Raw genomic sequence first — 23,417 nt, forward strand, 5'->3', positions numbered from 1 at the left:
GTCAGAGCCCTGCTCTACAGTTCCCGTCACTTGATCATCGCGGGTGCGGGAGGCACGCATGGGGTGGGTGTCGGCAGGCGGCTACGAGGTCGCCCTCGACGGCGGCAAGGTGGTGTGCCGCAACGCGGCCGGACGGCGGCTGAAGTCCGTACCGTCCAAGATCGCCGACGATCCGGCGGTGGTGGGGCTGCGCCAGCTCACCGAGTGGCTGGAACGGCACGAACGGCAGTGCCTGGCAGATGTGGAGCGGTGGATGGTGCGCTCGCTGCCGGTGCCGTTCGAGGTGCTGGCGCGGGTGTGGCCGGACCCCGCCTGGCAGGCCGCCCTCCGCGACCTGGTGGTCACGGGCACGGACGGCGCGGTGGCCGGGTTCCTGCGGGACGCCGACCCCGAGCGCGGCCTCGGCCTGGTCGACCTCGACGGCGACACCGTCCGCCTCACCCCCGGCCTGGTCCGCCTGCCGCACCCGGTGCTCCTCGACGACCTGGAGGAGCTGCGGGAGTTCGCCGTCGAGCTCGGCGTCGAACAGCGCGCCCAGCAGCTCTTCCGCGAGGTGTGGCACCGGCCCGCGGCACTCGACGCCGAGGCCGCCTCGGTCGAGGACCACGCGGGCGGCGTCTTCAAGGAGCTGCGGTTCCTGCACGGCCGCGCGACCCAGCTCGGCTACCGCGTGCGCGGCGGCCACGCCGTGTGCTCCGTGGTGGAGGACGGCCACGCCGTCGAGGCCCGGGTGTGGGTCGGCGACTACGACGGCTACGAGGAGACGGAGACCGGCCCCCTGGTCTTCACCGACCCGGCCGGCCGGGTGCTGAAGCTCGGCCGGGTCGGGCCGGTGGCCTGGTCTGAGGGCATGCGCATGGCGGCCGCGCTGTACGCCGGACGCGACATCGAGGACGAGGAGCGTGCGGCGTGACGACGTACGACGGATTCACCTACGACGGGACCACCTCCGCCGCGCTGCTCGACGCCGGCGCCGTACTGCCCCCGGGCACCACCGACCGGGAGGACGCCGACGTCCTCACCGTCCGCACGTACACGCACACCGCGCTGGACGAGCGGAAGGTCGTCCGGCTGGTGCCGGGCACGCTGGGCGAGGCGGAGGACCTCGCCCTGGACTTCCTCGGACTGGTCCGCGAGCCCGAGACCCGTGAGGTCGGGCAGGTGCGCCGGGAGACCCTCGGCTTCCCCGCGTGGGCGCTGGTCAACGACCCGGCGAACGGACACCACGCGCTGGCGCTGGTCAAGGACGTCGAGCGGCTCGCCCGGCAGGCCAAGTCCCGCCCCGGCACCGCGAAGGAGGGCTTCGAGGCGCTCGGCGAGCGGCTCGGCCGGGCCGTGCCGCACTTCCTGCCCACCTTCTACGAGCAGGCCGCCCGCGTCTTCCTCCAGCACGAGAACACCACCTACGCGGCGGCGTTCTTCGGCAAGGCCCGCGACGCGGAGCGGGTGCACGCGCTGACCGTGGACGAGGAGCGGCAGCGGGCCGTGTTCCTGGAGTTCGCCTTCGCCGGGGCACTGACGGTCAAGGCGCTCAAGGAGCACGTGAAGGCCCTCGCGGCGCGGCTCACCCCGGCCGAGGCCTGGGCCCAGTTCCGGCAGCTGACCGTGGAACGCTGCGCGGCAGGCATGCCGCCCTACGCGTCGCTGCCCCAGGACGCCCGAGCCCTGATCAAGGCCGCCGGTCTGGACCGGGTCACCGAGGAGTGCGCCCTGGTCGCGGACCTGCTCGCGTCGCCCGCGGCGGTCCGGGCCCCCGCCTCCTTCTGGAACACCTACCGGGCCACCCTCGTCGTCCTCGCCGAACAGCAGCCCGCCGTACGGGGCCGGCTGCTGGAGATCATGCCGGCCGGTCTCGGCCGTTCCACCGAGGACGACGAGTTCTGGCTGGCCCTGCTCGCCGAGACCGGCGCCGACCGGCTGCTCACGGGCGAGGACGGGGCGGCGGACGCGGCCGACCCGGCGGACTGGCTCACCCGCTGGGCCCTGCACCGCAAGCACGGCGGCACGGTCAGCGACCGCTCGTCGGCCACCCTCGCGCTCGTGGAGCGCATGACCGCGCGCCTGCGCGACCAGGGTCGCCCCGTCGACCTCTTCACCGGCCGCTGGCACGCCGGCGCCGACCTCGACCTGCTGGACCTGTGCGTGGCGCGGGACGTGCCACTGGCCCCGCCCGGGGCCGGCACGGACGTCCACCTCGACCTCGGCCGGTGGCTGGAGGACACCCGGCCCGGGCGGCGCGACCTGACGGCCGTCGCGGCGGACCGGCACGGCCGCCGCATGCTCTACGACGCCGTCGGCAACCACCACCGCCGGCACACCGGCCGGGGGACGCTGGAGGGGATCGCCGGCCACCCCGTGCTCGCCGGCGTGCTCCGCGAGTGGCTCGACGACGCCGCCGGCGCGCTGGACGGCGCGGCCGGCCTGGCGGCCGCCCGCACGGCGCTCGAGCGGCTGAACCCGTTCCGCGGGATCGCCGCACGGATCAGCCCGGAGGCCGTCGCCCGGGTCGCCGCGTTCGACATCGCACCGCTGCTCGGCAACACCCTGCGCGCCGGCCTCCCGGACGAACTGGGCTGGCCCGCCCTCGACGAGGCGCTGCGCCGGCTCGACGCCGAGACCCGGCGCGACAACGAGGACACCCTCGCCGTCCACGAGGCCTGGCCGGCCCTGATCCTCTCCCGCAGGCACAAGGCGATCGTCGTGGGACCGCAGGACGTCCTGCTGGAGCACGACCTGCGGCTGCCCGCCGAACTGGACCGCTGGCAGCGCCCGTCGTTCCGCTACGCCGACGGCGAACTGCTGGTGATGTGGCGGCAGGACAACAAGCAGTACGGCTACTGGTCGGCCCGCCCGACCGAGGTGTTCCCGCTGGGCGGCGAGAAGCTCCCGCACTGGTACGGCGGCGGCGACGCAGGCGAGACCTCGATCCCGCTGCCGGACGGCGGCCGCGCCACCGGCGGGCGCGCCCTGCACGCCGGAGACACGGTCCTGCCGCCCGCGCGCCGCATCCTCGGGGACGGCACCTCGTACTGGCGCCAGGGACGGCAGGGGACGCGGCAGGTGTGGCTCGAGTACGACCCGGCCACCGGCACGCACGGACGTGCCTCGCTGCCCGCGTTCCTGCGGTCCGGCATCCACGACGGTGCCACCCTGCTCCAGCAGCACTGCGCCGTACTGCCCCTGCAACCCGGCCTGGAGGACAGCCCGTTCGGCACGGACGGCACGGTCCTCGGCCGCTGGGTGCGCACCGAGGGCGACGGCGACGAGGCCCGCACCACCGTCGGCACCCCGGACGGCCGGACCGCCACCCTGCCGACGGCACACGGAGGGACACCGGTCGGCGCGCTGCGGCTGCCCGGCGGCGTCGAGCCCCTGGTCGTCGCCCACTACCGTCAGGTCGCCCTGTACACGACCGACGACACCACCGGTGTGCGGGAACTGGGCCGGCTGACACCGCTGGAGCGCGGCGGCGAGTTCGCCGCCGGCACGCGGCTCGTACCGCCGGTCGACTTCTGGCACGCGCTGCGGCCGCGCGACGAGAACGCCTCGGCGCTTCTGCGGGCGCTGAGCGACGAACAGGCGGAGGAACTGCTGCGCGCCGGGGCACAGGCGCTGGCCGAGCGGCAGGCGAAGATCGTGGCGGCGGGGGCACAGACCGGCTCACCGCAGGCCACCAGGGGGCGGAACCCCGCGGGGACCACCACCGGCAAGCCCGTCGTCCCGACCGCCGACCAGGTGGTACGGGAGGCCGTGTCCCGCACCCTGCCCGCCCTCACCGAGCCGCACCTGCTCACCGGTGTCGCCGCCCTCGTGCACGCGGTGCTGCGCCTGGCGGCGTCCGTCGCCACCTTCGTCACGCCCCCGGCCGAGCGGCCCAAGGCGGAACGCAGGCGCACCGAGGGCATGTTCGCCGACTACAGCCCCGAGGACGGCGACGAGCAGACGCTGCGCGAGGCGACCTCCGGCCTCGCCGATCTGCGCGGCTGGTGGGGCGGCGGACAGAGCTGGAGCACGCTGCGGCAGATCCGCGCCGTGAACCACGTCCTGTCCGGCAAGCCCGCCGACGGCAGGCCCCTGCCCGTGTCGTCCCGGTCCACCGGGGCCGCCGACGGATGGCGCAGCGACGAGTTCACCGTCCCCGGTATCGGTGCGGTGTGGCCGTCCGTACTGGACGCGCTGCGCCCGCTCGCCTACCGCGCCGCCTCACCCACCCTGACGGAGCCGCACCGCAGGGCGCTGCTCCTGCTGTTCGAGGCGATCACGGAAGGCCCGCTGGCCACGTCCGCGGGCGCGCTGCGCGAGGTGGTGCTGAGCGAGCCGCACGACAAGCAGGAGCGCGTCGGCCAGGTGCTGCGCCGGGAAGGCCGTACCGTCGTCGTCCTCGGCTGCCGGAACGTCGACCACCGCACCGGACGGGTCGACTGGCTCGCCCTGGACCACGACCCGGCCGGCGTCTTCGGCGCCGTCGCGCACTTCACCCTGGAACGGGAGACCACGCACCCGCCGGTGTTCCCGGCCGACGCGCTTGCCGCGGTGACCGCGCTCGTCCGGGACAAGGGCGCGGCGCCCTGGCAGCCGGAGGCCCCCGCCGCCCTGGCCGCGGCCACACGCGGCGGCCTGGGCCCCATCCAGGCGGCCCTGCTGCTCGCCGGGCGGCCGTCGCAGCTCACCGACGAGGTGATCGCCGCCACCGGGCTGAAGCCGCGCCAGAAGCAGCTCGGCGACGCGCTGCTGGGCTCGCTGGAGCCCGGCGACCGCCTGGCGCTCATCGGCGCGTTCCTCCCCGGGAACCCCGCTGACCTGTGGACCGCCGGACCGGACACGGACGCGGCGGGCCGCGTGTGGGCCGAACGCCTCGACGGGGTCGTCCGCCTGCCCGAGGACCTCGCCGCGGAACTCTCCCCGGCCGGAGTGTCCGCCGACTCCGTCGAGGAACTGCTCAACCCGCACCGCACCCCCTGGCTCAGCCGCACCACCGTGCAGCGCCCCGACAAGGACGGCAACCTCGTGGCGGAGGACCCCGGGGCCATTCCCGGCCGGTACCACCTGACGCGCGCCGTGGCCGCCCTGGCCGGGCTCGCCTACTCCCTGCCGTACGGGCACCCCCTGCGCGTCACCCTGCCCGCGGGACTCACCGCGCTGCGCCGCCGCGTCGCGGACCCCGCGCTGCTGCTCGACCTCGACCTGGAGTGGACCGAGAAGGGCACGCCGACCGCCGCCGAACTGCGCAAGGCGTACGGACTGCCCGCCACCGGCGGCGCCGACGCGCACGGACTGACCCACGTCGGCGAGGCGCTGGTGCTGCGCCCCTGGTACGGGGACCAGGAAGCAGTCCTGGTCCGCACGAGCGCCCTCAGCACGGTGGACGACCCCCTGTTCGGACTGATCGAGGGAATCGTCGGACCCGGACGGCGCGACGGCATGCACGCGCTGCGGACCGTCCTGGGCGACGAACTCGCCCGCGCCCTCGCGGCCGGAACGGACCCCGAGGGACCCACCGGCTACGCCCAGGACCCGACCCTGAGCGTCCCCGCCCTGGTCACCGAGGTCGCCGAAACCCACGGCCTGGGCGAGGACGCGGCGGCGCTCTACCTGCAACTGCTGGCCCTGCCCGACCCGACGGACCGCAACCGCGCCCGCTGGACCGGCTGGAAACCCGCCCGCACGAAGAAGGCCCGCACCGAACTGGCCGCCACCGGCCTGGTCGTCGAGGCGAAGCGGGCCCGCGCCGGACGCACCCTCTTCCTGCCGTGCGGCTGGCTCGACCTGAAGTCCCCCGCCCTGCCGGTGGAGGTCTGGAAGCAGGGCCTCTACCCGGTCCACGACCACTCCCAGGCGGTGCCGCTGATACCGGTGCCCGAGCTGTTCACCCGCGCCTGGGACCGTGTCCGCGCCGGCGACGCACCCGCCTACGAGGAACTCACCACCCGCGCCACCCGCAAGGGCCGCCGCCGATGACCACCGTCCACCCGCACCCGGAAGAACCCGCGCCGATGACCACCACCCCGTCCCCCTCCCCGGCCCGCCAGATCGTCCCGCCCGAGGACCGGTACGCCACCGAGCTCGCCTTCCTCGCCGCGTACGACGACGGGCCGCGCCCGCCCGCCTGGCGGCTCAGCCCGCGCGCGGTCGTCACGTTCGTCATGGGCAGCGGGGGCCGGGCCCTGAAGCTGCCCGAGGGCGCCGGGACACCCGACGGAGTCCCGCACCGCCTGGTGATCGAGGACAAGTTCGTCGGCGACCGGGCCCTGGTCGAGCGGTGCGTGGTGACCCTCGCCGGCGAGCGCGGTCTGCTCCTCGTCGGCGAACCCGGCACCGCCAAGTCGATGCTGTCGGAGCTGCTCTCCGCCGCCGTGTGCGGCACCAGCGGCCTGGTCGTGCAGGGCACCGCAGGCACCACCGAGGACCAGCTCAAGTACGGCTGGAACTACGCGCTGCTGCTGGCCCAGGGCCCCACCCGGCAGGCGCTCGTGCCGTCCCCCGTCCTGACCGCCATGTCCCGGGGCGCGATCGCCCGCGTCGAGGAGGTCACCCGCTGCCTGCCCGAAGTGCAGGACTCGCTGGTGTCGTTGCTCTCCGAGCGGCGCATCGCCGTACCCGAACTGGCCGGCACCGACGACGCGCTGGCGCACGCGGCACCCGGCTTCAACCTCATCGCCACCGCCAACCTCCGCGACAAGGGCGTCTCCGAGATGTCCGCGGCCCTCAAGCGCCGCTTCAACTTCGAGACCGTCGGCCCCATCGGCGACCTCGACGCGGAGACCGCGCTGGTGCGCGGCCAGGCACGGGCGTCCGTGGAGCGCGCCGGGGCGCCGTTCCAGGTCGACGACGCCGTGCTGGAGGCCCTGGTCACCGCGTTCCGGGACCTGCGCGAGGGCCGTTCGGCGGAGGGCTGGGAGGTGGAACGTCCGTCGACGGTGATGAGCACCGCCGAGGCCGTGTCCGTCGCCGGCGCGCTCGCCCTCGCGGCGGCCTACTTCCCGGGCGACCGCGACGTCCTCGGACTGCTGCCCGGCCATCTGCTCGGCGTGGTCCGCAAGGACGACCCCGCCGACGCCGCCCGGCTGCGCGGCTACTGGGACGGTCCCGTCCGGCGCCGTGCCGAGCAGGGCTCCGCCACCTGGCGCACCCTGTGGGACCTGCGCACGGTCCTGGAGGGCTGACGGCCGTGTCCCTCTCCCACGGGGTCGCCGCCCCGCCCGTCCCGCCCGACGAGGCGCTCGCCGCCCTCACCGGCCCGTCCGCGCCCTACCTCGTCGGCGTACGGCACCACGCGCCCTCCCTGGCCGCCGCCGTGCCCGCGCTGCTGGACGAGGCGGAGCCGGAGGTGCTGCTCGTCGAACTGCCCGCGGAGACGCAGCAGTGGCTGCCCTGGCTGGGGCACGAGGAGACCCGGGCACCGGTGGCGCTCGCCGCCGCACCCGGCGACGGCGACGGCGGACCGGCGTTCTATCCGTTCGCCGACTTCTCACCCGAACTGGCCGCCGTGCGCTGGGCCGTCCGGCACGGCGTACCGGTGGTCGCCTGCGACCTGCCGCTCGCCGACCGCGCCTGGACCGGCGGACGCCGGGCCACGGGGACGGGGGCAGGCGGCCCCGGTCTCGCCACCGCGCTGCGCACCCGGCTGACGGGCCGCCCCGGGGACGACCTCTGGGACCGGCTCGTCGAGACGGCCGCCCCCGGCTCCCCGCCCGAGGCCCTGCGCCGGGCCGCCCTGCTCACCGGGTGGGCCCTGCGCGAGGACGCGGTCGCCTCGGGCGGCATACCGGAGCTGGACCTGCGGCGCGAACGCTGGATGCGGGCCCGGCTGGCCGAGGCCACCGCACGGGGCGAGCGGGCCGCCGTGGTGGTCGGCGCCTTCCACGCCCCGGCGCTGCTGCGGCAGGACGCGGGGGACGAGGACGGAACGACCCCCGCGGACGGACAACGGCCCGTGTGGAACACCTCGCTGATCCCGTACACCTACGCCCTCCTCGACGAGCGGTCCGGCTACCCGGCGGGCATCCGGGACCCGGAGTGGCAGGACATGGTCCTGCGCGCGGCGGGCGACCCGGCCGCGCTGGAGGAGGCGCTGACCCGGGCGGCCGTACGCGTCTGCGCCGAGCTGAGGAGCCTCGGCCACCCCTCGGGACCGGCCGACGCCCGGGAGATCAGCCGGCTCGCCTCCGACCTCGCCCGGCTGCGCGGCCTGCCCGCGGCGGGCCGCGGCGAACTGGTCGAAGCGGTCCAGACGGTGCTCGCGCAGGGCGAGCCGTACGGGCGCGGCCGGGCCGTGGCACGGGCGATGGAACGCGTGCTCGTCGGCACCCGCACCGGGCGCCCCGCCCCGGGGGCGCCGCGCAGCGGACTCGTCCCCGCGGTCGAGGCCGAACTGGCCCGGCTCGGCCTGCCCGGCCCCGAGGAGGGCGGCCCCGGCCCCGCCCGGGACCTGCGGCTCGACCCGCTGCGGTCCGACCTCGACCGGCGCCGTGAACTGCTGCTGCGCCGGCTCACGGTGTGTGGCGTGCCCTACGGGGAGGCCGGGGAGGTCGTCGGCGCGGGCGGCGCCGAGGCCCTCACCTCCCGCTGGGAGGTGCGCTGGACCCCCGCCACGGCGGCCGTGCTGACCGCGGCCGGAGTGCGCGGAGTCACCCCCGCGCAGGCCGCCGAAGGAGTCCTGCGCGAACGGCGCCGCCAGGAGCGCGACGAGGGCGGACCGACCGCCGCACAGGCCCTCGAAGGGCTCGAACGGGCGGCGGAGTGCGGCCTGGCCGGACTCGCGGACGAACGGCTCGAGGACGTCATTGACGTCCTGCCCCAGGCCGGCACCCTGCCGGAACTCCTCGCCGGACTTGCCCTGCTCGACCGGCTGCGGGCCGGCCACGTCCCCGGACTCCCCGCCGAGCCGGACCGCGAGACCCGGGCCGCCGCAGCCGCGGAACTGCTCACGGCGGCGGCGGTACGGCAGGTCGACGGACTGACCGGGTCCGAGGACCCCGCCGACGCCCACGCCCTGCTCGAACTCTCCCACCGCGCCGACCTGCTGGGCGGCATCCGACTCACCGACGCCCTGGACCGCCTGTCCGCCGGAGGCTCCCCGCTGATGCGCGGCGCCGCCGGCGCCGTACGCGTCCTGCTCGGACACGAGGACGCCCGCGCCTTCGGCGACCGCGTGGCCTCCTGGATCGACGGGGCCACCGACCCCGACTCCCGCGCCGCCCTCACCGCCCGGCTCGGCGGACTGCTGACCGCCGCCGGCCCCCTGCTGGAGGCGGCACCCCCCGCGCTGGAGCCCCTGCTCACCCGGGTGACCGAACTGCCCGACCGGGCGTTCCTCGACCGGCTCCCCGCACTGCGCGGCGGCTTCGACACCCTGAGCCCCGCAGCCCGCGACCGCCTCCTCACGACCGTCGAGGAACGCCTCGGCACCGCACACGTCGCCGACACGGACGACGTCGACCCGGCCGCCCTCGCCACCTGGACCGCGGCGGACTTCGCGGCCCGCGAAACCCTGCGGTCGCTCGGCCTGCTGCCTCCACCGGGTGGCGGTCCGGCGGAGGGCGCGCCGCAGCGCCCGGAGCGCGGTGCCCCGGAGGCCGCCGGGGAGCACGCCCTCGCCCCCGCCGACCGCTGGCGTCTCCTCCTCGGCCGCCGCGCCGACCGGCTGCCGCCGTCCGCCGCACCGCTCGCCACCGCGCTGGACGAGCTGTACGGCAGCGGACGCGGCGAAGGCAGCCGGGGAGACCTCACGGGCCCGGGAACCGGCGGGGGACGTCAGGCACCGTATCCCGGGGTGCGGGAGTGGTCCGAGGAACTGGCCGCGCTGTTCGGGCCCGGCATCCGGGAGGAAGTGCTGGCGACCGCCGCCGCGTCGGGCCGCAGGGACGTCCTCGCCGAGCTGGACGCGGACAGCGTACGGCCCTCGGTGGACCTCCTGCGCACCGTCCTGCGGCACGCGGGCGGACTGCCCGAGGCCCGGCTGGCCGCACTGCGCCCGCTCGTACGGCGGCTGGTCGACGCGCTGACCCGGCAGCTCGCCACCCGCCTGCGCCCCGCCCTGCACGGCACCGCCCTGCCCCGCCCCAGCCGACGGCCCGGCGGCGGCCTGGACCTCCCCCGCACCCTGCGCGCCAACCTGGCGACCGCGCGCCGTACCCCGGACGGCACGGTGCGGGTGATCCCCGAACACCCGGTGTTCCGCACCCGGGCCCGCCGGGCCGCCGACTGGCGGCTGATCCTGGTCACGGACGTGTCGGGGTCCATGGAGGCGTCCACGGTGTGGGCCGCGCTGACCGCCTCCGTCCTGGCGGGGGTGCCGACCCTCTCCACCCACTTCCTGGCGTTCTCCACGGAGGTCATCGACCTCACCGGACACGTGGACGACCCGCTGTCGCTGCTGCTGGAGGTCAGCGTCGGCGGCGGCACCCACATCGCCGCCGGACTGCGGCACGCCCGCGAGCTCGTCACCGTGCCGTCGCGCACCCTCGTCGTGGTCGTCAGCGACTTCGAGGAGGGCTACCCGCTCGGCGGTCTCCTCGCAGAGGTCCGCGCACTGGTCGGTGCCGGCTGCCACGTCCTGGGCTGCGCGAGCCTCGACGACACCGGCCGGCCCCGCTACTCCACGGGAGTCGCCGGCCGGCTCGTCGCGGCCGGCATGCCCGTCGCCGCCCTCAGCCCGCTCGAACTCGCCCGCTGGGTAGGGGAGAAGATCGCATGAGCCCGGACCTGCCTCCGGTCGTCCCGTCCGTCACCGCCGAACTCGTCGCGGCGCTCTCGCCCCGGCTCCGCAAGCGGCTGGACGCGGGCGTGACCAAGCTCCTGGCGCGTCCGGTCGTCCGGGAGGGCGACACCGTGCGGATCGCCGTCGACGACGAGACCGACGTCGTCCTGCGGGCGCCCGGCGGGACGGTGACCGGCGCGGACGCCATCCACTGCGGATGCCTGCTGGCCCCCGACTGCCTGCACCGCGCGGCGGCGGCCTCGGCCGCACCGGTCGCCGAGGAGGCCCCGGCCCCCGCCGAGATCACGGAAACGCGGGAAGAGACGGAGACGGCACCGACGGAGCCCGACACCGCCACCTCCGAACAACGCGCCGCCGCACGGGCGGTGTTCGACGCGGCCGCGGCCGTCCTGGAAGCCGGCACCGACGGCGCCGGCGCCGTGCTCCAGGCGGAACTCCTGCACGCCGCGCACACCGCCCGGCTCGCCGGCCTCCCACGGGCCTCGGCCGCGGCGGTCTCCGTGGTGACCGGGGTGCGCGCGGCCCGCTCCGCCGACCCCGGGCACCGCCTCACCGACCTCGCCGGCACGCTGGCCGGAGTCCTGGGCGTCACCCACCGCCTCCCGCACGCCACCGGCCCGGACCTGACCGAACTGCGCGGCACGGCCCGGCAGCCGTACCGCCCCGACGGCTCCCTGCGGCTGTACGGGCTCTTCTCCGAGCCCGTCCTCACCGCGACCGGGTACGCGGGCGCGGTCACCTGGACCGCCGACGCCGACGGACGCCTGTACACGGTCTCGGACGTGGCGCCGGGCGGGCCCTCCCGGGCGACCGGCGCCGCCGACCGGGCCGTACGGATCGGTGACACCACCCTGACCCACCGGGAACTGTCGCGCGCGGGCCTCGCCGTGTCCGGGGCCACCGTCTCCCCGACGGGCCGCCTCGGCGCGGGGGCGGGCGTGCGGGCGGTCCGCGCCTCCGGCGCCGACTGGCGCGCCGAGCCGCTGGACCGGCTGTGGGCGGTCCCCGCCGCCGAGCAGGTGGCCCGGGCGCTGAACGGCGGGCAGGACCTGCTGTTCCTGGAGGTGACCCTCGAGGGCACGGTGTGGGAGACGACGGGCGACTGCCTGCTGGCCGACTGCGCGGGCCTGCCCCTGCGGCTGGCCACCGCCCACGACGATCCCGCGCTCCCGTACCGCGACAACCTGCGCCTGCTCGCCGCCGCCGGGGGCAGCCGGCTGCGGATCGTCGCGCGCCTGGCACCGGGGCCGTGTCCCCGCGCCCTGCTGCTCGCCACCGAGCACCCCACCGATTCCGGCGCCCGGGTGGACCTCGGTCTGGACCGCCTCCGGCGCGCGGACCTGCCCGCCGGCGCCGTCGCACCACCGGCCCGCGCCATGTCCACCGGGGACGAGGCCCCGCTGCACCTGCTGCGCCGCCGGGTCCACCAGGCGGTACCGGGGGGCCGCCGTGTCCTCGCCCTCGCCGGGAACCGGCCGGGCGACGGCGCCCGGCTGCGCCGTCTCGGCCTCGCCACGGCGGGCGATCTCCTCGACGACCTCCACGCCGCCGCCGCGGACCGCTCCCGCGACTCCTTCGGCCGCCTGCTCCCGGCCGACACCGGCCGCTTCGCCCGGGCCTGGCTCGCCGCCGCCGTCTACACCGACGAGGTCGAAAGGGCACTGTGCGCGGCCGCCTGGGGAGCGTCCGCCACCGAGGCGCGCGGTGCGTAGGCCGGCCGGCGTGCTCCGTCGGCGCAGGCGCCGGTGGCGTCCTTCCAGGGACGGTCGTCGCCTCCTGGTCGTCCTCGAGTTCCCAGCCCTCGGCGGCGACCCGGCGGCCCGGGACCGCCATGATCCCGGCGTCGGCCACGAGGACGTCGAGCGGTCCACGCCATGCCCGTACGAAGGCGGCCATCGAGGAGAGACCGGCCAGGTCGGCCGCCGCCACCCGCGGCGCGCCCGCTCCGGGCGCGGCGGCGGGGCCGCGAGCGCCCTCAGTGCCGCGTTCAAGCGGCGACCGGCATCTCGCCCCGCGCGTACCGCAACCGGCACCGAAAGTTTTGAACGCGTTCAATTCTGGAGTAGGGTTGCCCTCACACGGAGGGGGAGGGCCGGATGAAGATCGTGATTCCCGGTGGGACCGGGCAGGTGGGCACCGTCCTGAAGCGTGCGCTGACCGCGGCCGGACATGAGGTTGTGGTGCTGACCAGACGGCCGGCGGGGCCCGGGCAGGTTCACTGGGACGGCAGGACACCGGGGCCGTGGACCGAGGTGATCGACGGCAGTGACGTCGTGGTCAACCTGGCCGGCCGCAGTGTGAACTGCCGCTACACACCCGCCAACCTCCGGGCCATGATGGACTCACGGGTGCTCTCCGCCCGTGTCGTGGGCGAGGCGATCGGCGCCGCGACGCACCCTCCGCGGGTCTGGCTCCAGATGAGCACCGCCACCGTCTACGCCCACCGCCTCGACGCGCCCAACGACGAGGGCACCGGAGTGATCGGCGGGACGGAGGCCGCCGTGCCGGACTACTGGTCCTACAGCGTGGACATCGCCAAGGCATGGGAGCGGGAACAGGAACGGGCCGTGACTCCGCACACCCGCAAGGTGGCCCTGCGCTCCGCCATGGTGATGAGCCCCGACCGGGGCGGCGTCTTCGACGTCCTGTCGTGGATGACCCGCCTCGGGCTCGGCGGCCCGGTCGCGGGCGGCGCCCAGTACGTGTCGTGGATCCACGACCACGACTTCGTCCGCGCGGTCGAGTTCCTGGCCGACCGGGACGACCTCGCCGGCCCGGTGAACCTGGCCGCCCCCGATCCCCTGCCGCACCGCGCGTTCATGCGTGCCCTGCGCACCGCGTGGCGCATGCCGGTGGGTCTGCCCGCGACGCGATGGATGGCGGAAGCGGGCGCCTTCGTCCTGCGCTCGGACACGGAACTGCTGCTCAAGAGCCGGCGGGTCGTCCCCGGCCGGCTGCTCGAGGCGGGCTTCACCTTCGCGTACCCGTCGTGGCCGGAGGCCGCCCACGACCTGGTGGGGCGCCGACGCGGCGGGCGACGGGGCACGAGCGGGACGTCACGCACCGGACGCCGGGCGGATCACCAGGGGGTCTTGGAACCGTAGTCGGCGAGGTGCCCGTCCCAGACCCAGCCGTACCGTCCGCCACCCACGTAGCCGTACGTCCACGTGTTTCCGTCCTCGTTGTACACGTAGCACCAGTAGGTCATCGGCTCGCCGGGATCAAGGTGCCAGATGGCGGTGCAACCGGCGTGGGGCCCCTTGCGGACAGGGCTGTCGTCGTCGAGGGCGCAGCCGTCGGTGGGGGTGTAGCCGGAGCTGGGGACGGAGTGACTCGTACAGGACCGGACGGCGGAGGTGGTGGCGGTCGCGGGGGACGCGAGGGCGGTGACCGCCGGCAGGAGTGCGCCGGTGACGGCTGTTCGTCTCATGTGCGTCCCCTTCTCGGTGCGCCGTTGCCGTGACGCGGAGCAGCGTAAGGAGGGAATCGCGCATTCGGTACACCCTCGGCGGAAGGCCGTATCCGCTCAGGAGTACGGCCCACCGGATGAGCCGTCAGGCGACTTGGTGGACGACGAGCTTGAACTCCGCCAGGACGATGTCCCGCGCCACGCTGTCGTCATGGGTGGCGCGCACGGCGAGCGGGACGGCCGGGTCGACGAAGACGCCCCACTGCTTCGTCCAGCACTGCATGCCGGGACTGGGCGGCCGGTGCTCCGTCCCCGTGGTGTCGTCGGGCGCCGGGGTGAGGCCGAGCGGATCCCGGACGAACTGGTCCCGCAGCTCGCCGTAGTTCCCGGCCTCCCACTGGATCATCGCGTACAGGACGCCCCAGCCGGCCGTGCTGGGCCATATCAGCCCGGAACGGTCGTCCGAGTCCCAGTCCGTGACCACGTACCCGTCCGGCTGGTTCACCTGGTGCATGGAGAACCGGTCGGTGGACTCCGCGGACCCGAACGGGAACCGTACGACCGTGTAGGGGCTGCCGGCCGGGACCGGCTGCGGAGTGTCCCGCTTCAGGGAACACACCCGCACTCCGGGCGAATCCGTCGCGTCGATGGACATGGTACGAATCTGCCCGTTCCCGGACGGTTCGATGCGGGCCCATCGGGACCACGGGGTTCATCACGACCCCGCCGTGCCGCACGGTCCGGCACGGAAATGAGGTGCGGCCGGTGGCGGACGTCTCCTACCGTGCGGTCATGCGCGTCGTCTTCACCAAAGGCCCCGGCACGAGCTACGACATCGCGGTGCACCGCGAGACCGGGGCGGCGCTCGCCCCGCGCAACGGGCCCGGCGGGCATCCGTACCTGCCGCACGACCTGGTGCACTTCCTGGTCGAGGCGGAGGCGGGCATCGGACTCGGGGTCTACGGGCGGCTGGCCGCCGGCGACAACGGCCTGTTCTGGCCGGCCGACCCGGCGGAACGCGCCAGGGCCGCGAGGCGCCGCAAGTCCAGGCCGGTGAAGCCGTCCCCCCGGGCGCGGGCGGACATGGCCCTGTCGGAGCACCTGGCGGGCATCGCCGTACCCGTGTGGGAGGTGCGGCGCGGTCATGCGCGGCAGTTGCCCGCGTATGTGACGGTGGGTGGGATCCCCCCGGTGGTCGACCGGATCGTGTCCCGGTTCGACGAGTACGCCGACCGCTGGCACGCCCTGCCGGCCGGCGGTTCGCTGACGCTGACGTGGTGAGGAGTTCACCGGCGTGCGGCGCGGTTGCGGCGGACGGAGGAGAAGAACGACGCGCTGATGAGCGCGACGCCGATGAGGCCGGTGACGATGTCGTCGATCTCGTACCGGATGCTGACGAGAAGGACGAGGGCGAGCGCACCGATCGCGTAGTGGGCGCCGTGTTCGAGGTAGACGTAGTCGTCGAGGGTGCCCTGGCGGACCAGGTACACGGTCAGGGAACGGACGTACATGGCGCCGATGCCCAGGCCGAGCGCCATCAGCACGATGTCGTTGGTGATGGCGAACGCGCCGATGACGCCGTCGAAGGAGAAGGACGCGTCCAGGACCTCCAGGTAGAGGAAGGTGAAGAAGGCGGCTCTGCCCGCCAGGGCGACCGCCGGCCGCCCCGCCCCGGCGTCCTCGGACCGTCGCCCGGCGTCCTCCCCGGCCTCCTCGGCGGCCAGCCTGCGCTCGAAGAAGTCGGAGAGCCCGCCCACGACCAGATGGGTGATCAGTCCCGCGACGCCCGAGACGAGAACCGTCTGGGCCTTGTCGACGTGCTCGCCGCCGTGCTGGTGGGCGTGGGCGGCGAACGTCACGGCGGTGACGAGGAGGACCCCGAGGGCGACGCAGACCGACAGCATGTCGATCCGGCCGAGCCTGGCCAGCGGCCGTTCGACCGGGCCGAGCCACTTGACCTCGCGGTCCTCCAGGACGAAGTCGAGGAAGATCATCAACAGGAACATCCCGCCGAACGCGGCGATCGACGGGTGCGCGTCGGTGACGAGTTCCTGATAGCGGTCCTTGTCGGTGAGCGCGAGGTGGACGGCCTCGGCCGGCGCGAGCCGCGCACTGACGGCGACGATGACGACGGGGAAGAGCAGCCGCATGCCGAAGACGGCGATCAGGATGCCGACGGTGAGGAAGATCTTCTGCCAGAAGGCGTTGAGCTTCTTGAGGATGCCGGCGTTGATCACCGCGTTGTCGAAGGACAGCGACACCTCCAGAACGGCGAGGACGGCGACCAGCCCCAGAGCCGTCCAGCCGTCGTAGAGCACCCCGGCGACCAGGCCGAGGCCCGTGACGGCGAAGGCCCAGCGGAACGTCTTCAGCAGCACGCGGCACTCCCCACTCTCTCGTCGTGCTCGTCGCCGGACGACGGGTCCCCTTCCAGTGCCCCGCTCAGGGATGTCTACTACGCCGGTGCCGCGGAAGAGCGGCCGGCACCGCGCCGGCGGCCCGCCGGCCGCGGGCGGGTCACCGCGTGACGTCCAGGACGAGCTTGCCGCGGGTGTGGTTGGTCTCGCCCCGGCGGTGTGCCTCGGCGGCCTGCTCCAGGGGGAACACGTGCTCGACCTCCACCCGGAGGTCGCCCGCGTCGACCAGACCGGCGATGGTGGTCAGGGCCGCTCCGTCCGGCTCGACCAGAAGCGGGCTGGTGCGTACCCCGGCCTGCCCGGCCGCGGCGGCCAGCGCCGGGGAGACACCGCTCGGGACGGAGACGACCAGGCCGCCGGGCCGGGTCACCGCCACCGACCGTACGTCGGTGGCGTCCGGGCCGCCGATCAGGTCGACGACGACATCGATCCCGCCGGTCACGTCCTCGAACCGCTGCCGCGTGTAGTCGATCGTCTCGTCGGCGCCCAGCTCCTTGAGCCAGGCGTGCCGGGACTCACGGGCGGTCGCGACCACTTCGGCGCCCAGATGCCTGGCGATCTGCACCGCCAGATGCCCGACACCGCCGGCCGCGGCGTGCACCAGGACCCGCTGACCGGCCCGGACACCCGCCGTGTCGACCAGCGCGTGCCACGCGGTGAGCGCCGCGAGGGGCAGGGCGGCGGCCTCGGCGTGCCCGATCGAGGCGGGCTTGCGCGCGAACTGGCGCGACGGCGCCGTCACGTACTCGGCGTAACCACCGGCCGGGCGCGGGAACCAGGGCATCGCGTACACCTCGTCACCGGGCGCGAGCGTGGTGACGCCGAAACCGACCTCCTCGACGACCCCGGAGACGTCCCAGCCGGGGACCATCGGCAGCGTCTGCGGTCCCGCCATGCCCTGTCCCGCGCGGGTCTTCCAGTCCACCGGGTTGATCCCGGCGGCGTGCACCCGTACCAGCACCTCGGTCGGCAGCGGTTCGGGACGCGCGATCCGCCCGACGGGCAGCACCTCCGGCCCGCCGAACTCGCCGATGGTGACGGCACGCATGGTGCGCTCGCCCATGTTCTTCTCGTCTCCTGTTCCGTTCCGCGTGTACGAAGACCGGGCCGGGCCCGGTGATCACCAGTCTCGTCCCGTACCCCCTGGACGGAGTGAGTGGCCGGAGGGCCACCTGTCGTACCATTCCGGCCACGGTGCACCGTATCGCCGTTCTCGCTCTCGAAGGCGTCCTCGCCATGGACCTCGGGATCGCCTCGCGCGTGTTCGACGCGGCGTGCGATCCGTCCGGCGCGCCGCTGTACTCCGTGACGACCTGCTCGCTCGGCGGCCGGCCGGTCCGTACCCACGAGGGCTTCCGGATCGTCGTCGACGACGACGAGTCCCTCCTGGAGCGCGTGGACACCGTGGTGATCGCCACCCAGGAGCCCGGGAGACATCTGCTCGCCACCGGCGAACTGCCCGCGGAGGTCGCCGGGGCGTTCGCCCGGATCGGTCCGCGCACCCGTGTCGTCAGCCTGTGCACCTCGGCGTTCCTGCTCGCGGCGGCCGGACTGCTGGACGGTCTGCGGGCCACCACCCACTGGGTGCTCTGCGACGCGTTCGCCCGGCGCTTCCCCCGGGTCGAGGTCGATCCGGACGTCCTGTTCGTCGACAACGGACGCATCCTGACCTCGGCGGGCGGCGCCGCCGGCATCGACGTGTGCCTGCACCTGATCCGCCGGGACCACGGAGCGGCGGTGGCCGGCGCGGCGGCGCGCCGGTGCGTGGTCGCGCCGTGGCGCGAGGGCGGGCAGGCGCAGTTCATCGAGCACCCGGTGCCCAAGGACGCCGACCGTTCCACCCCGGCCACCCGGCAATGGGCCCTGAACCGGCTGGCCGAGCCCCTCACGCTGGAGGACCTGGCCCGGCACGCGCACATGAGCGTACGCACCTTCACCCGGCGGTTCCGCGACGAGGTGGGCACCAGCCCCCTTCAATGGCTGCTGCAGTGCCGGCTGAACCAGACGCGCCGGCTGCTGGAGTCCACCGAGCTGACCGTCGCGCGCGTGGCCACGGCGAGCGGCTTCGGCGACGCCGTGGCCCTGCGCAAGCACTTCTCCAACCATCTGGGCCTGTCCCCGCTGGCCTACCGCCGTGCCCACAACGCCCCGGACCTGGCAGCGACGGGGTGAACGCCCTCGGGTGACGCCCGGGACGTCCGAGGACGGCGTCCACGGGCGGGGACATGACGTTCTGCCTCGCCCCGGCCAGGAGGTGGGAACTTCAGCGGCGCCGACGGCGTACGAGGCGGCGGAACGCCTTCGGCCCGTCGGCCGGTGCGGGCAGGGTGCCCGCCACCGCGTCGGCCAGCAGGGAGCCGACGGTCTCCGCCGCGCAGGCGCGGTTGGCGCCGATGCCTCCCGACGGGCCGCGTTTGATCCAGCCGACGACGTACGTCCCGGGCCGGCCGGTCACCCGGCCGGCCCGGTGCGGCACGGTCCCGGTGGCCTCGTCGAACGGCAGCCCCGCCGGGGCCACCCCGCGGTAGCCGACCGCCCGCAGGACCAGGCCGGCCGGGATCTCCAGCTCGGCGGTACCGCCGGTGACCCGCACGGCACGCGTGCCCTCGTCCCCGCGGACCGCCACGGGGGAGGAGTGGAAGCGGAACACGATGCGCCGCCGCCCACCTGCCGCACCCGGCGGCAGGGACCAGTCGACGGTCTCCCGCGCCACACCCCGCAGCACCGCCGCCTTGTCCTTCGCGCCGGCGGCGTCGATCGCCGCACCGATGCGCGGATCGTGGTCGTCGACGAGCAGATCCACCCCGGGAAGGTGCTTCAGGGCGAGCACCTCGGGCCCGGTGTACGCCGCGTGCTCCGGCCCGCGGCGCCCGAGCAGCACCACCTCGCGCACCTTGCCGCGGCGCAGTTCCGCCAGCGCGTGGCCGGCGATCCCGGTGCCGGCCAGCGTCTTTGGATCGGAGACCAGGATCCGTGCGACGTCGAGGGCGACGTTGCCGTTGCCCACCACGACGACCCGCTCGGACGACAGGCCGACGGCGTCCGCGGGGACCTCCGGATGCGCGTTGTACCAGGCGACGAAGGTGGTCGCGGAGACGCTGCCCGGCCGGTCCTCGCCAGGGATGCCCAGCCGCCGGTCCGCGGCGGCGCCCACCGCGTAGATCACCGCGTCGTGGTGGGCGGCGAGTTCCTCCGCGGTGACGTGGGTGCCCACGTCGAGGCCCAGGTAGGTCCGCGCGCGCGGATGGGTGAGGAAACGGGCGAAGGTCTCGCCCACCTTCTTGGTGGCCGGGTGGTCCGGTGCCACGCCGTACCGGACGAGCCCGCCGGCGACCGGAAGCCGGTCGACGAGCGTCACCTCGGCCCGGGTGTGCAGCAGCAGGTCCCTGGCGGCGTACATGCCGGCCGGGCCGGTGCCGACGATCGCGACCCGCAGCGGCCCGAAGTCCGAGGGCAGCACCCGGTCGAAGGACGGCGCGCCCCAGGCGTGGAGGTTCGGCCCCGGACGCGCCGGTGGCTCCGTCCCCCCGGGGAGGTCCTGCTCGAAGTAGGCGGCGTTGATCCGCGCGTACTCCCGCTGCCCGCCGGTCAGTTGGTCGAGCGGGAGGACGGCGTCCACCGGGCAGGCGTCGGCGCAGGCGCCGCAGTCGATGCAGCTCCTCGGGTCGATGTGCAGCATCTCCGTGCTGCCGAAGGCCCGTTCCTCGGGCGTGGGGTGAATGCAGTTGACCGGGCAGACGGACACACAGGTGGCGTCGTTGCAGCAGGTCTGGGTGATCGCGAAGGCCATGGTCGTCCACTCCGCTGAAGGCCGGGGCAGGTGCAGGGTGCGGGTCGTCAGACGAGGTGGGCGCGCTGGTAGAAGAAGAGCGCGGGCCCGGTGAGCAGTCCCACCGAGGCCAGGAACTCCATCAGGCCCGAACAGCTCGCCCGCATCATCGACTTGTGGTGCTCGTTGGCCTTCGCCTCGCGCAGGGCGCGTGCCTCGTCCAGGCCGGCGTTCGCGTAGACCTTCCGGTTCACCATGCTGGTGACGATGACGTAGGCCGCGACGGCGATCAGCAGGGCGTGGACCCGGCGGCGCAACCGTCCGGCACGCGCGAGGTGCCTGCGTGTCTCGTCGCGGGCGAACTTCATGTGCCGGGACTCCTCGACGACATGGATGTTGTTGATGGTGCGGACGAAGGGCACGACCCGCTCGTCGCGCATCCAGTCGCGCTGCATGACGTCGAGGACCTCCTCGGCGACCAGGATCGCCGCGTACGCGGCCTCACCGAAGGCGACGGTCTTGAAGAACCGGCCCAGTTCCAGCGCGACCCGGTGCGGCCGGTAGGCCGGCGCCCGGAGCTTCTTCGCGCCGCGGGCGAACATGATCGAGTGCCGGCACTCGTCGGCTATCTCGGTGAGCGCCCACTGGACGGTGTCGTCCGTCGGGTCCTTGGCGTAGATGTCCCGCAGCACCATCTGCTGCAGGATCATCTCGAACCAGATGCCGGTGCTCGCGACGGACGCCGCCTCCTGGCGCGTCAGCTCCTTGCGCTGCGCATCGGTCATCTCGTCCCAGTACGCCGTCCCGTAGAGCGTGCTCCACTCCGGGCTGGCGCCGTGGAAATCCGTGTCGAGCGGCGTGTCCCAGTCGACCTCGGTGAGCGGGTCGTAGGAGAGCTGCGCGGACGAGTCCAGCAGCCGCCGGGCCGCGCCGTCGTCGGAGGTCCTGTTCCCCATGCCGAGGGCTCCTCGCATCGAGTCCGATCAGTATTACCGCGGGTAACCACCCGCCTTGCTGACGAACTGTATAGCAAGAGGAGTCGCGTTCCTACCCCCAAGTAGCAAAGGAGCGCCGCCGGAACACCGGCCCCGGGTCAGGCCCGGTGGGAGCGGACCACGAGGGCCGTGCCGCCGGCGACGGCCAGGACCGCCATGCCGCCGACGGCCGCGGCCCCGTTGCCCGCGCCGGTCGCGGCGAGGGCGGGACGAGAGACGTGCGCCGCCCGCAGGATCAGGTCGGTCACGTCGTCCGGGTCGGTCTCCAGCACCGCGTGCGGCGCGTCGACCTCGACCGTGGCCGAGCCGGCCCGCTCGGCCATGAAGCGCAGGTTGTCCGTGCCGATGGTGCGGTCGTCGGTGGCGACGAGATACCAGGACGGGATCGTCTTCCACGCGACGGCCGTGGTCGCCTGCGTGGTGGTTGCCACGTGTGCGGGGTGCTGTCGGGCGGCCAGCGCGTCCGCCTCGTCCGCCGCCAGCCGGTCGCTCAGGAAGACGTCACTGAACTTGTCCGGCTTGATGTACGTGTCGAGGTCGGCGGGGTCGCTGCTGAGGGGGACCGCCGCCAGGGCGGTGGGGAAGGGGGCCCCGGGGTCGTCCGAGAGGCGGCTGCCGGGGTACTTGGCGGCCAGCTCCAGGGCCGTCTCGCCCTTGTCCGGCGCGAACGCCGCGATGTAGACGAGGGACGTGACCTTCGGGTTGCCGGCCGCCGCGTTGGTGATGACGGCTCCGCCGTAGGAGTGCGCGGCGAGGACGACCGGGCCCTCGATCGTCCTCAGCCGGGCGGCGAGGTAGGCGGAGTCGCCGGTGAGGCCACGCAGCGGATTCGCGGTGGCGACCACCGGATACCCCTTCGCCCGCAGACTCCGGATGACCTCGTCCCAGCCCGAGTCGTCCGCCCAGGCCCCGTGCACCAGCACGACGGTCGGCCTGGTGCCCGCGCCGGAGCCGGCACCGCCGCCGCTCTCGGACGCCGGGGACGGGCCGGCGGCCATCAGCGCGGCGGCGGGGACGAGGACGGCCAGGGGGAGTGACCGGCGGGCGGAGACGTGCCGTATGGACTTCATGACAGCTCTCTTCGAGGGGGACGACTGCTGTCACGACACTGCATGCGGCCAAGTGGCCCAGCACCGTCGGAGGGGCCGGGCGAGTGAACGGGCCGCCCTCACGGTCGTCTCCGCGCGCCCGGTCCCGCGGTCACTCGACTCCGCTGGGAGTGGGCGTCGGTGTGCGGCCGGCGAGGACCGCCTGAAGCCGCGGTGTGCCCTGTTCGACGGCGGCCGTGGTGGCGTCGTGGTCGGCGCCGTCGAGCCCGCCGTTGGTGACCGTGATCGCGTTCGCGCCGATCTGGACGACGGCCACGTCCAGGGTGAGGGTCACGGGCTGACCCCCGCTGTCGCCCTTCACCGTCACGGTCATTCCCTGCCGCGCGTCGCCCTCCTCGGGCAGGGACATCTCGACGACCTGGACGGTGCGGTCACCGTTGTCCCCGCCGGTCACGGTGAACTGGTCGCAGGTGTCGGGAAGCGACCGCAGCGACTTCATCGACTTGTCGAGGTCCGCCTTCTGATAGGCCGCCACCTGGTAGAGGAGCCGGGAGTCCCCCTGCTCGAAGCCGTTGAGCGCCGACGCCCCGGACGGAGTCCCCAGCAGGGTCTCGTCGTACAGCGAGTCGATCAGTTGCCGGCAGTCCGGGGCGTCGCTCTTCCCGCTGAGGAAGGCGGCCACGTCGACCTCTCCGACGAGCAGGGAGTCCCGCCAGGTCCGCGGCTTGTCGGCCTGGGTCCAGTCGCCCTCGAGGTCCGCCGAGGTGATCAGCGCGTTCCGCGCGCCCGTCTCGCTGAGTGTCGCGCCGGGTGACGACGTCGGTGACGAGGTCGGGGACGTGGGGGTCGACGTGGGTGATTCGGTCTGTGCGACGGCCGCGGCGGCGGTCTCCGACCCGGCCGACGCGCTGTTGTCCGCGTCGGAACAGGCCGCCGTGGTGAGCAGGGTCCCGGTGGCCAGTACGGCGGCCAGGACACGGGACGAGCAGGCGATCGGGCGAGGGGTGGTCACGAGTGCCTCCTGTGGATGGGACGAGCGCCCCGGCGCCGACCTGCCC

16 protein-coding genes are annotated in these 23,417 nt (G+C 74.6%); 8 read left to right on the top strand and 8 right to left on the bottom strand.

Features of this window, described 5'->3' with window-relative positions; translation table 11 throughout:
• Positions 1-58: 58 nt before the first annotated feature.
• From ACF1DX_RS26285 to ACF1DX_RS26310, 6 genes are all read left to right on the top strand, one after another.
• A complete protein-coding gene (locus ACF1DX_RS26285) occupies positions 59-913 on the top strand; it encodes a DUF4132 domain-containing protein (RefSeq protein ID WP_391793600.1) in 855 nt (284 codons plus the stop codon).
• Positions 910-5,958: a hypothetical protein gene (locus ACF1DX_RS26290; protein WP_391793601.1), complete on the top strand. Its 5,049-nt coding sequence runs from the start codon at positions 910-912 to the stop codon at positions 5,956-5,958. Before ACF1DX_RS26285 ends, ACF1DX_RS26290 begins: the two co-directional genes overlap by 4 nt.
• Before the next feature lie 35 nt (positions 5,959-5,993).
• The gene (locus ACF1DX_RS26295; RefSeq protein WP_391793764.1) at positions 5,994-7,163 is read left to right on the top strand and encodes an AAA family ATPase; all 1,170 of its coding nucleotides are present in this window, start codon (positions 5,994-5,996) and stop codon (positions 7,161-7,163) included.
• 5 nt (positions 7,164-7,168) lie between these two features.
• Complete coding sequence (locus ACF1DX_RS26300) at positions 7,169-10,696, top strand: DUF5682 family protein (protein WP_391793602.1); 3,528 nt, start codon at positions 7,169-7,171, stop codon at positions 10,694-10,696.
• Positions 10,693-12,432 (top strand): hypothetical protein, encoded by a 1,740-nt coding sequence (locus ACF1DX_RS26305; protein ID WP_391793603.1) that lies wholly within the window; start codon positions 10,693-10,695, stop codon positions 12,430-12,432. Before ACF1DX_RS26300 ends, ACF1DX_RS26305 begins: the two co-directional genes overlap by 4 nt.
• A 384-nt stretch (positions 12,433-12,816) precedes the next feature.
• On the top strand, positions 12,817-13,824 hold the full coding sequence (locus tag ACF1DX_RS26310; protein WP_391793604.1) for a TIGR01777 family oxidoreductase: 1,008 nt from the start codon (positions 12,817-12,819) through the stop codon (positions 13,822-13,824).
• Here the strand turns inward: ACF1DX_RS26310 and ACF1DX_RS26315 are convergent.
• Together ACF1DX_RS26315 and ACF1DX_RS26320 are read right to left on the bottom strand one after the other, a co-directional pair.
• Positions 13,800-14,150, bottom strand: a complete 351-nt coding sequence (locus tag ACF1DX_RS26315) for a hypothetical protein (protein ID WP_391793605.1) — start codon at positions 14,148-14,150, stop codon at positions 13,800-13,802. The genes ACF1DX_RS26310 and ACF1DX_RS26315 overlap by 25 nt on opposite strands.
• A 124-nt stretch (positions 14,151-14,274) precedes the next feature.
• Positions 14,275-14,784 (bottom strand): hypothetical protein, encoded by a 510-nt coding sequence (locus ACF1DX_RS26320; RefSeq protein WP_391793606.1) that lies wholly within the window; start codon positions 14,782-14,784, stop codon positions 14,275-14,277.
• Positions 14,785-14,921: 137 nt separating this feature from the next.
• On the opposite strand from ACF1DX_RS26320, the gene ACF1DX_RS26325 reads away from it, so the two are divergent.
• The gene (locus ACF1DX_RS26325) at positions 14,922-15,410 is read left to right on the top strand and encodes a hypothetical protein (protein ID WP_391793607.1); all 489 of its coding nucleotides are present in this window, start codon (positions 14,922-14,924) and stop codon (positions 15,408-15,410) included.
• A 5-nt stretch (positions 15,411-15,415) separates the two neighbouring features.
• Here the strand turns inward: ACF1DX_RS26325 and ACF1DX_RS26330 are convergent, their stop codons facing one another.
• Entirely contained in the window at positions 15,416-16,507 is a 1,092-nt protein-coding gene (locus tag ACF1DX_RS26330; RefSeq protein WP_391793608.1) for a DUF475 domain-containing protein, read from the bottom strand.
• Positions 16,508-16,646: 139 nt separating this feature from the next.
• Positions 16,647-17,609 carry an NADP-dependent oxidoreductase gene (locus tag ACF1DX_RS26335; protein WP_391793609.1) on the bottom strand — a complete coding sequence of 321 codons (963 nt, stop codon included), beginning with the start codon at positions 17,607-17,609 and terminating at the stop codon, positions 16,647-16,649.
• A gap of 131 nt (positions 17,610-17,740) precedes the next feature.
• On the opposite strand from ACF1DX_RS26335, the gene ACF1DX_RS26340 reads away from it, so the two are divergent.
• Positions 17,741-18,718, top strand: a complete 978-nt coding sequence (locus ACF1DX_RS26340; protein WP_391793610.1) for a GlxA family transcriptional regulator — start codon at positions 17,741-17,743, stop codon at positions 18,716-18,718.
• Positions 18,719-18,809: 91 nt separating this feature from the next.
• Here ACF1DX_RS26340 and ACF1DX_RS26345 read toward each other — a convergent pair whose 3' ends face one another.
• The 4 genes from ACF1DX_RS26345 to ACF1DX_RS26360 all read right to left on the bottom strand — a co-directional run bounded on the left by ACF1DX_RS26345 (position 18,810) and on the right by ACF1DX_RS26360 (position 23,371).
• Positions 18,810-20,336, bottom strand: a complete 1,527-nt coding sequence (locus ACF1DX_RS26345) for an FAD-dependent oxidoreductase (RefSeq protein WP_391793611.1) — start codon at positions 20,334-20,336, stop codon at positions 18,810-18,812.
• 47 nt (positions 20,337-20,383) lie between these two features.
• The gene (locus tag ACF1DX_RS26350; RefSeq protein WP_391793612.1) at positions 20,384-21,271 is read right to left on the bottom strand and encodes a diiron oxygenase; all 888 of its coding nucleotides are present in this window, start codon (positions 21,269-21,271) and stop codon (positions 20,384-20,386) included.
• A 137-nt stretch (positions 21,272-21,408) separates the two neighbouring features.
• Positions 21,409-22,380 carry an alpha/beta fold hydrolase gene (locus ACF1DX_RS26355; protein ID WP_391793613.1) on the bottom strand — a complete coding sequence of 324 codons (972 nt, stop codon included), beginning with the start codon at positions 22,378-22,380 and terminating at the stop codon, positions 21,409-21,411.
• Between the two features lie 130 nt (positions 22,381-22,510).
• Positions 22,511-23,371 carry a hypothetical protein gene (locus tag ACF1DX_RS26360; RefSeq protein ID WP_391793614.1) on the bottom strand — a complete coding sequence of 287 codons (861 nt, stop codon included), beginning with the start codon at positions 23,369-23,371 and terminating at the stop codon, positions 22,511-22,513.
• Positions 23,372-23,417 lie beyond the last annotated feature (46 nt).

This window comes from Streptomyces sp. NPDC014676, assembly GCF_043084105.1.
Classification (GTDB): domain Bacteria; phylum Actinomycetota; class Actinomycetes; order Streptomycetales; family Streptomycetaceae; genus Streptomyces.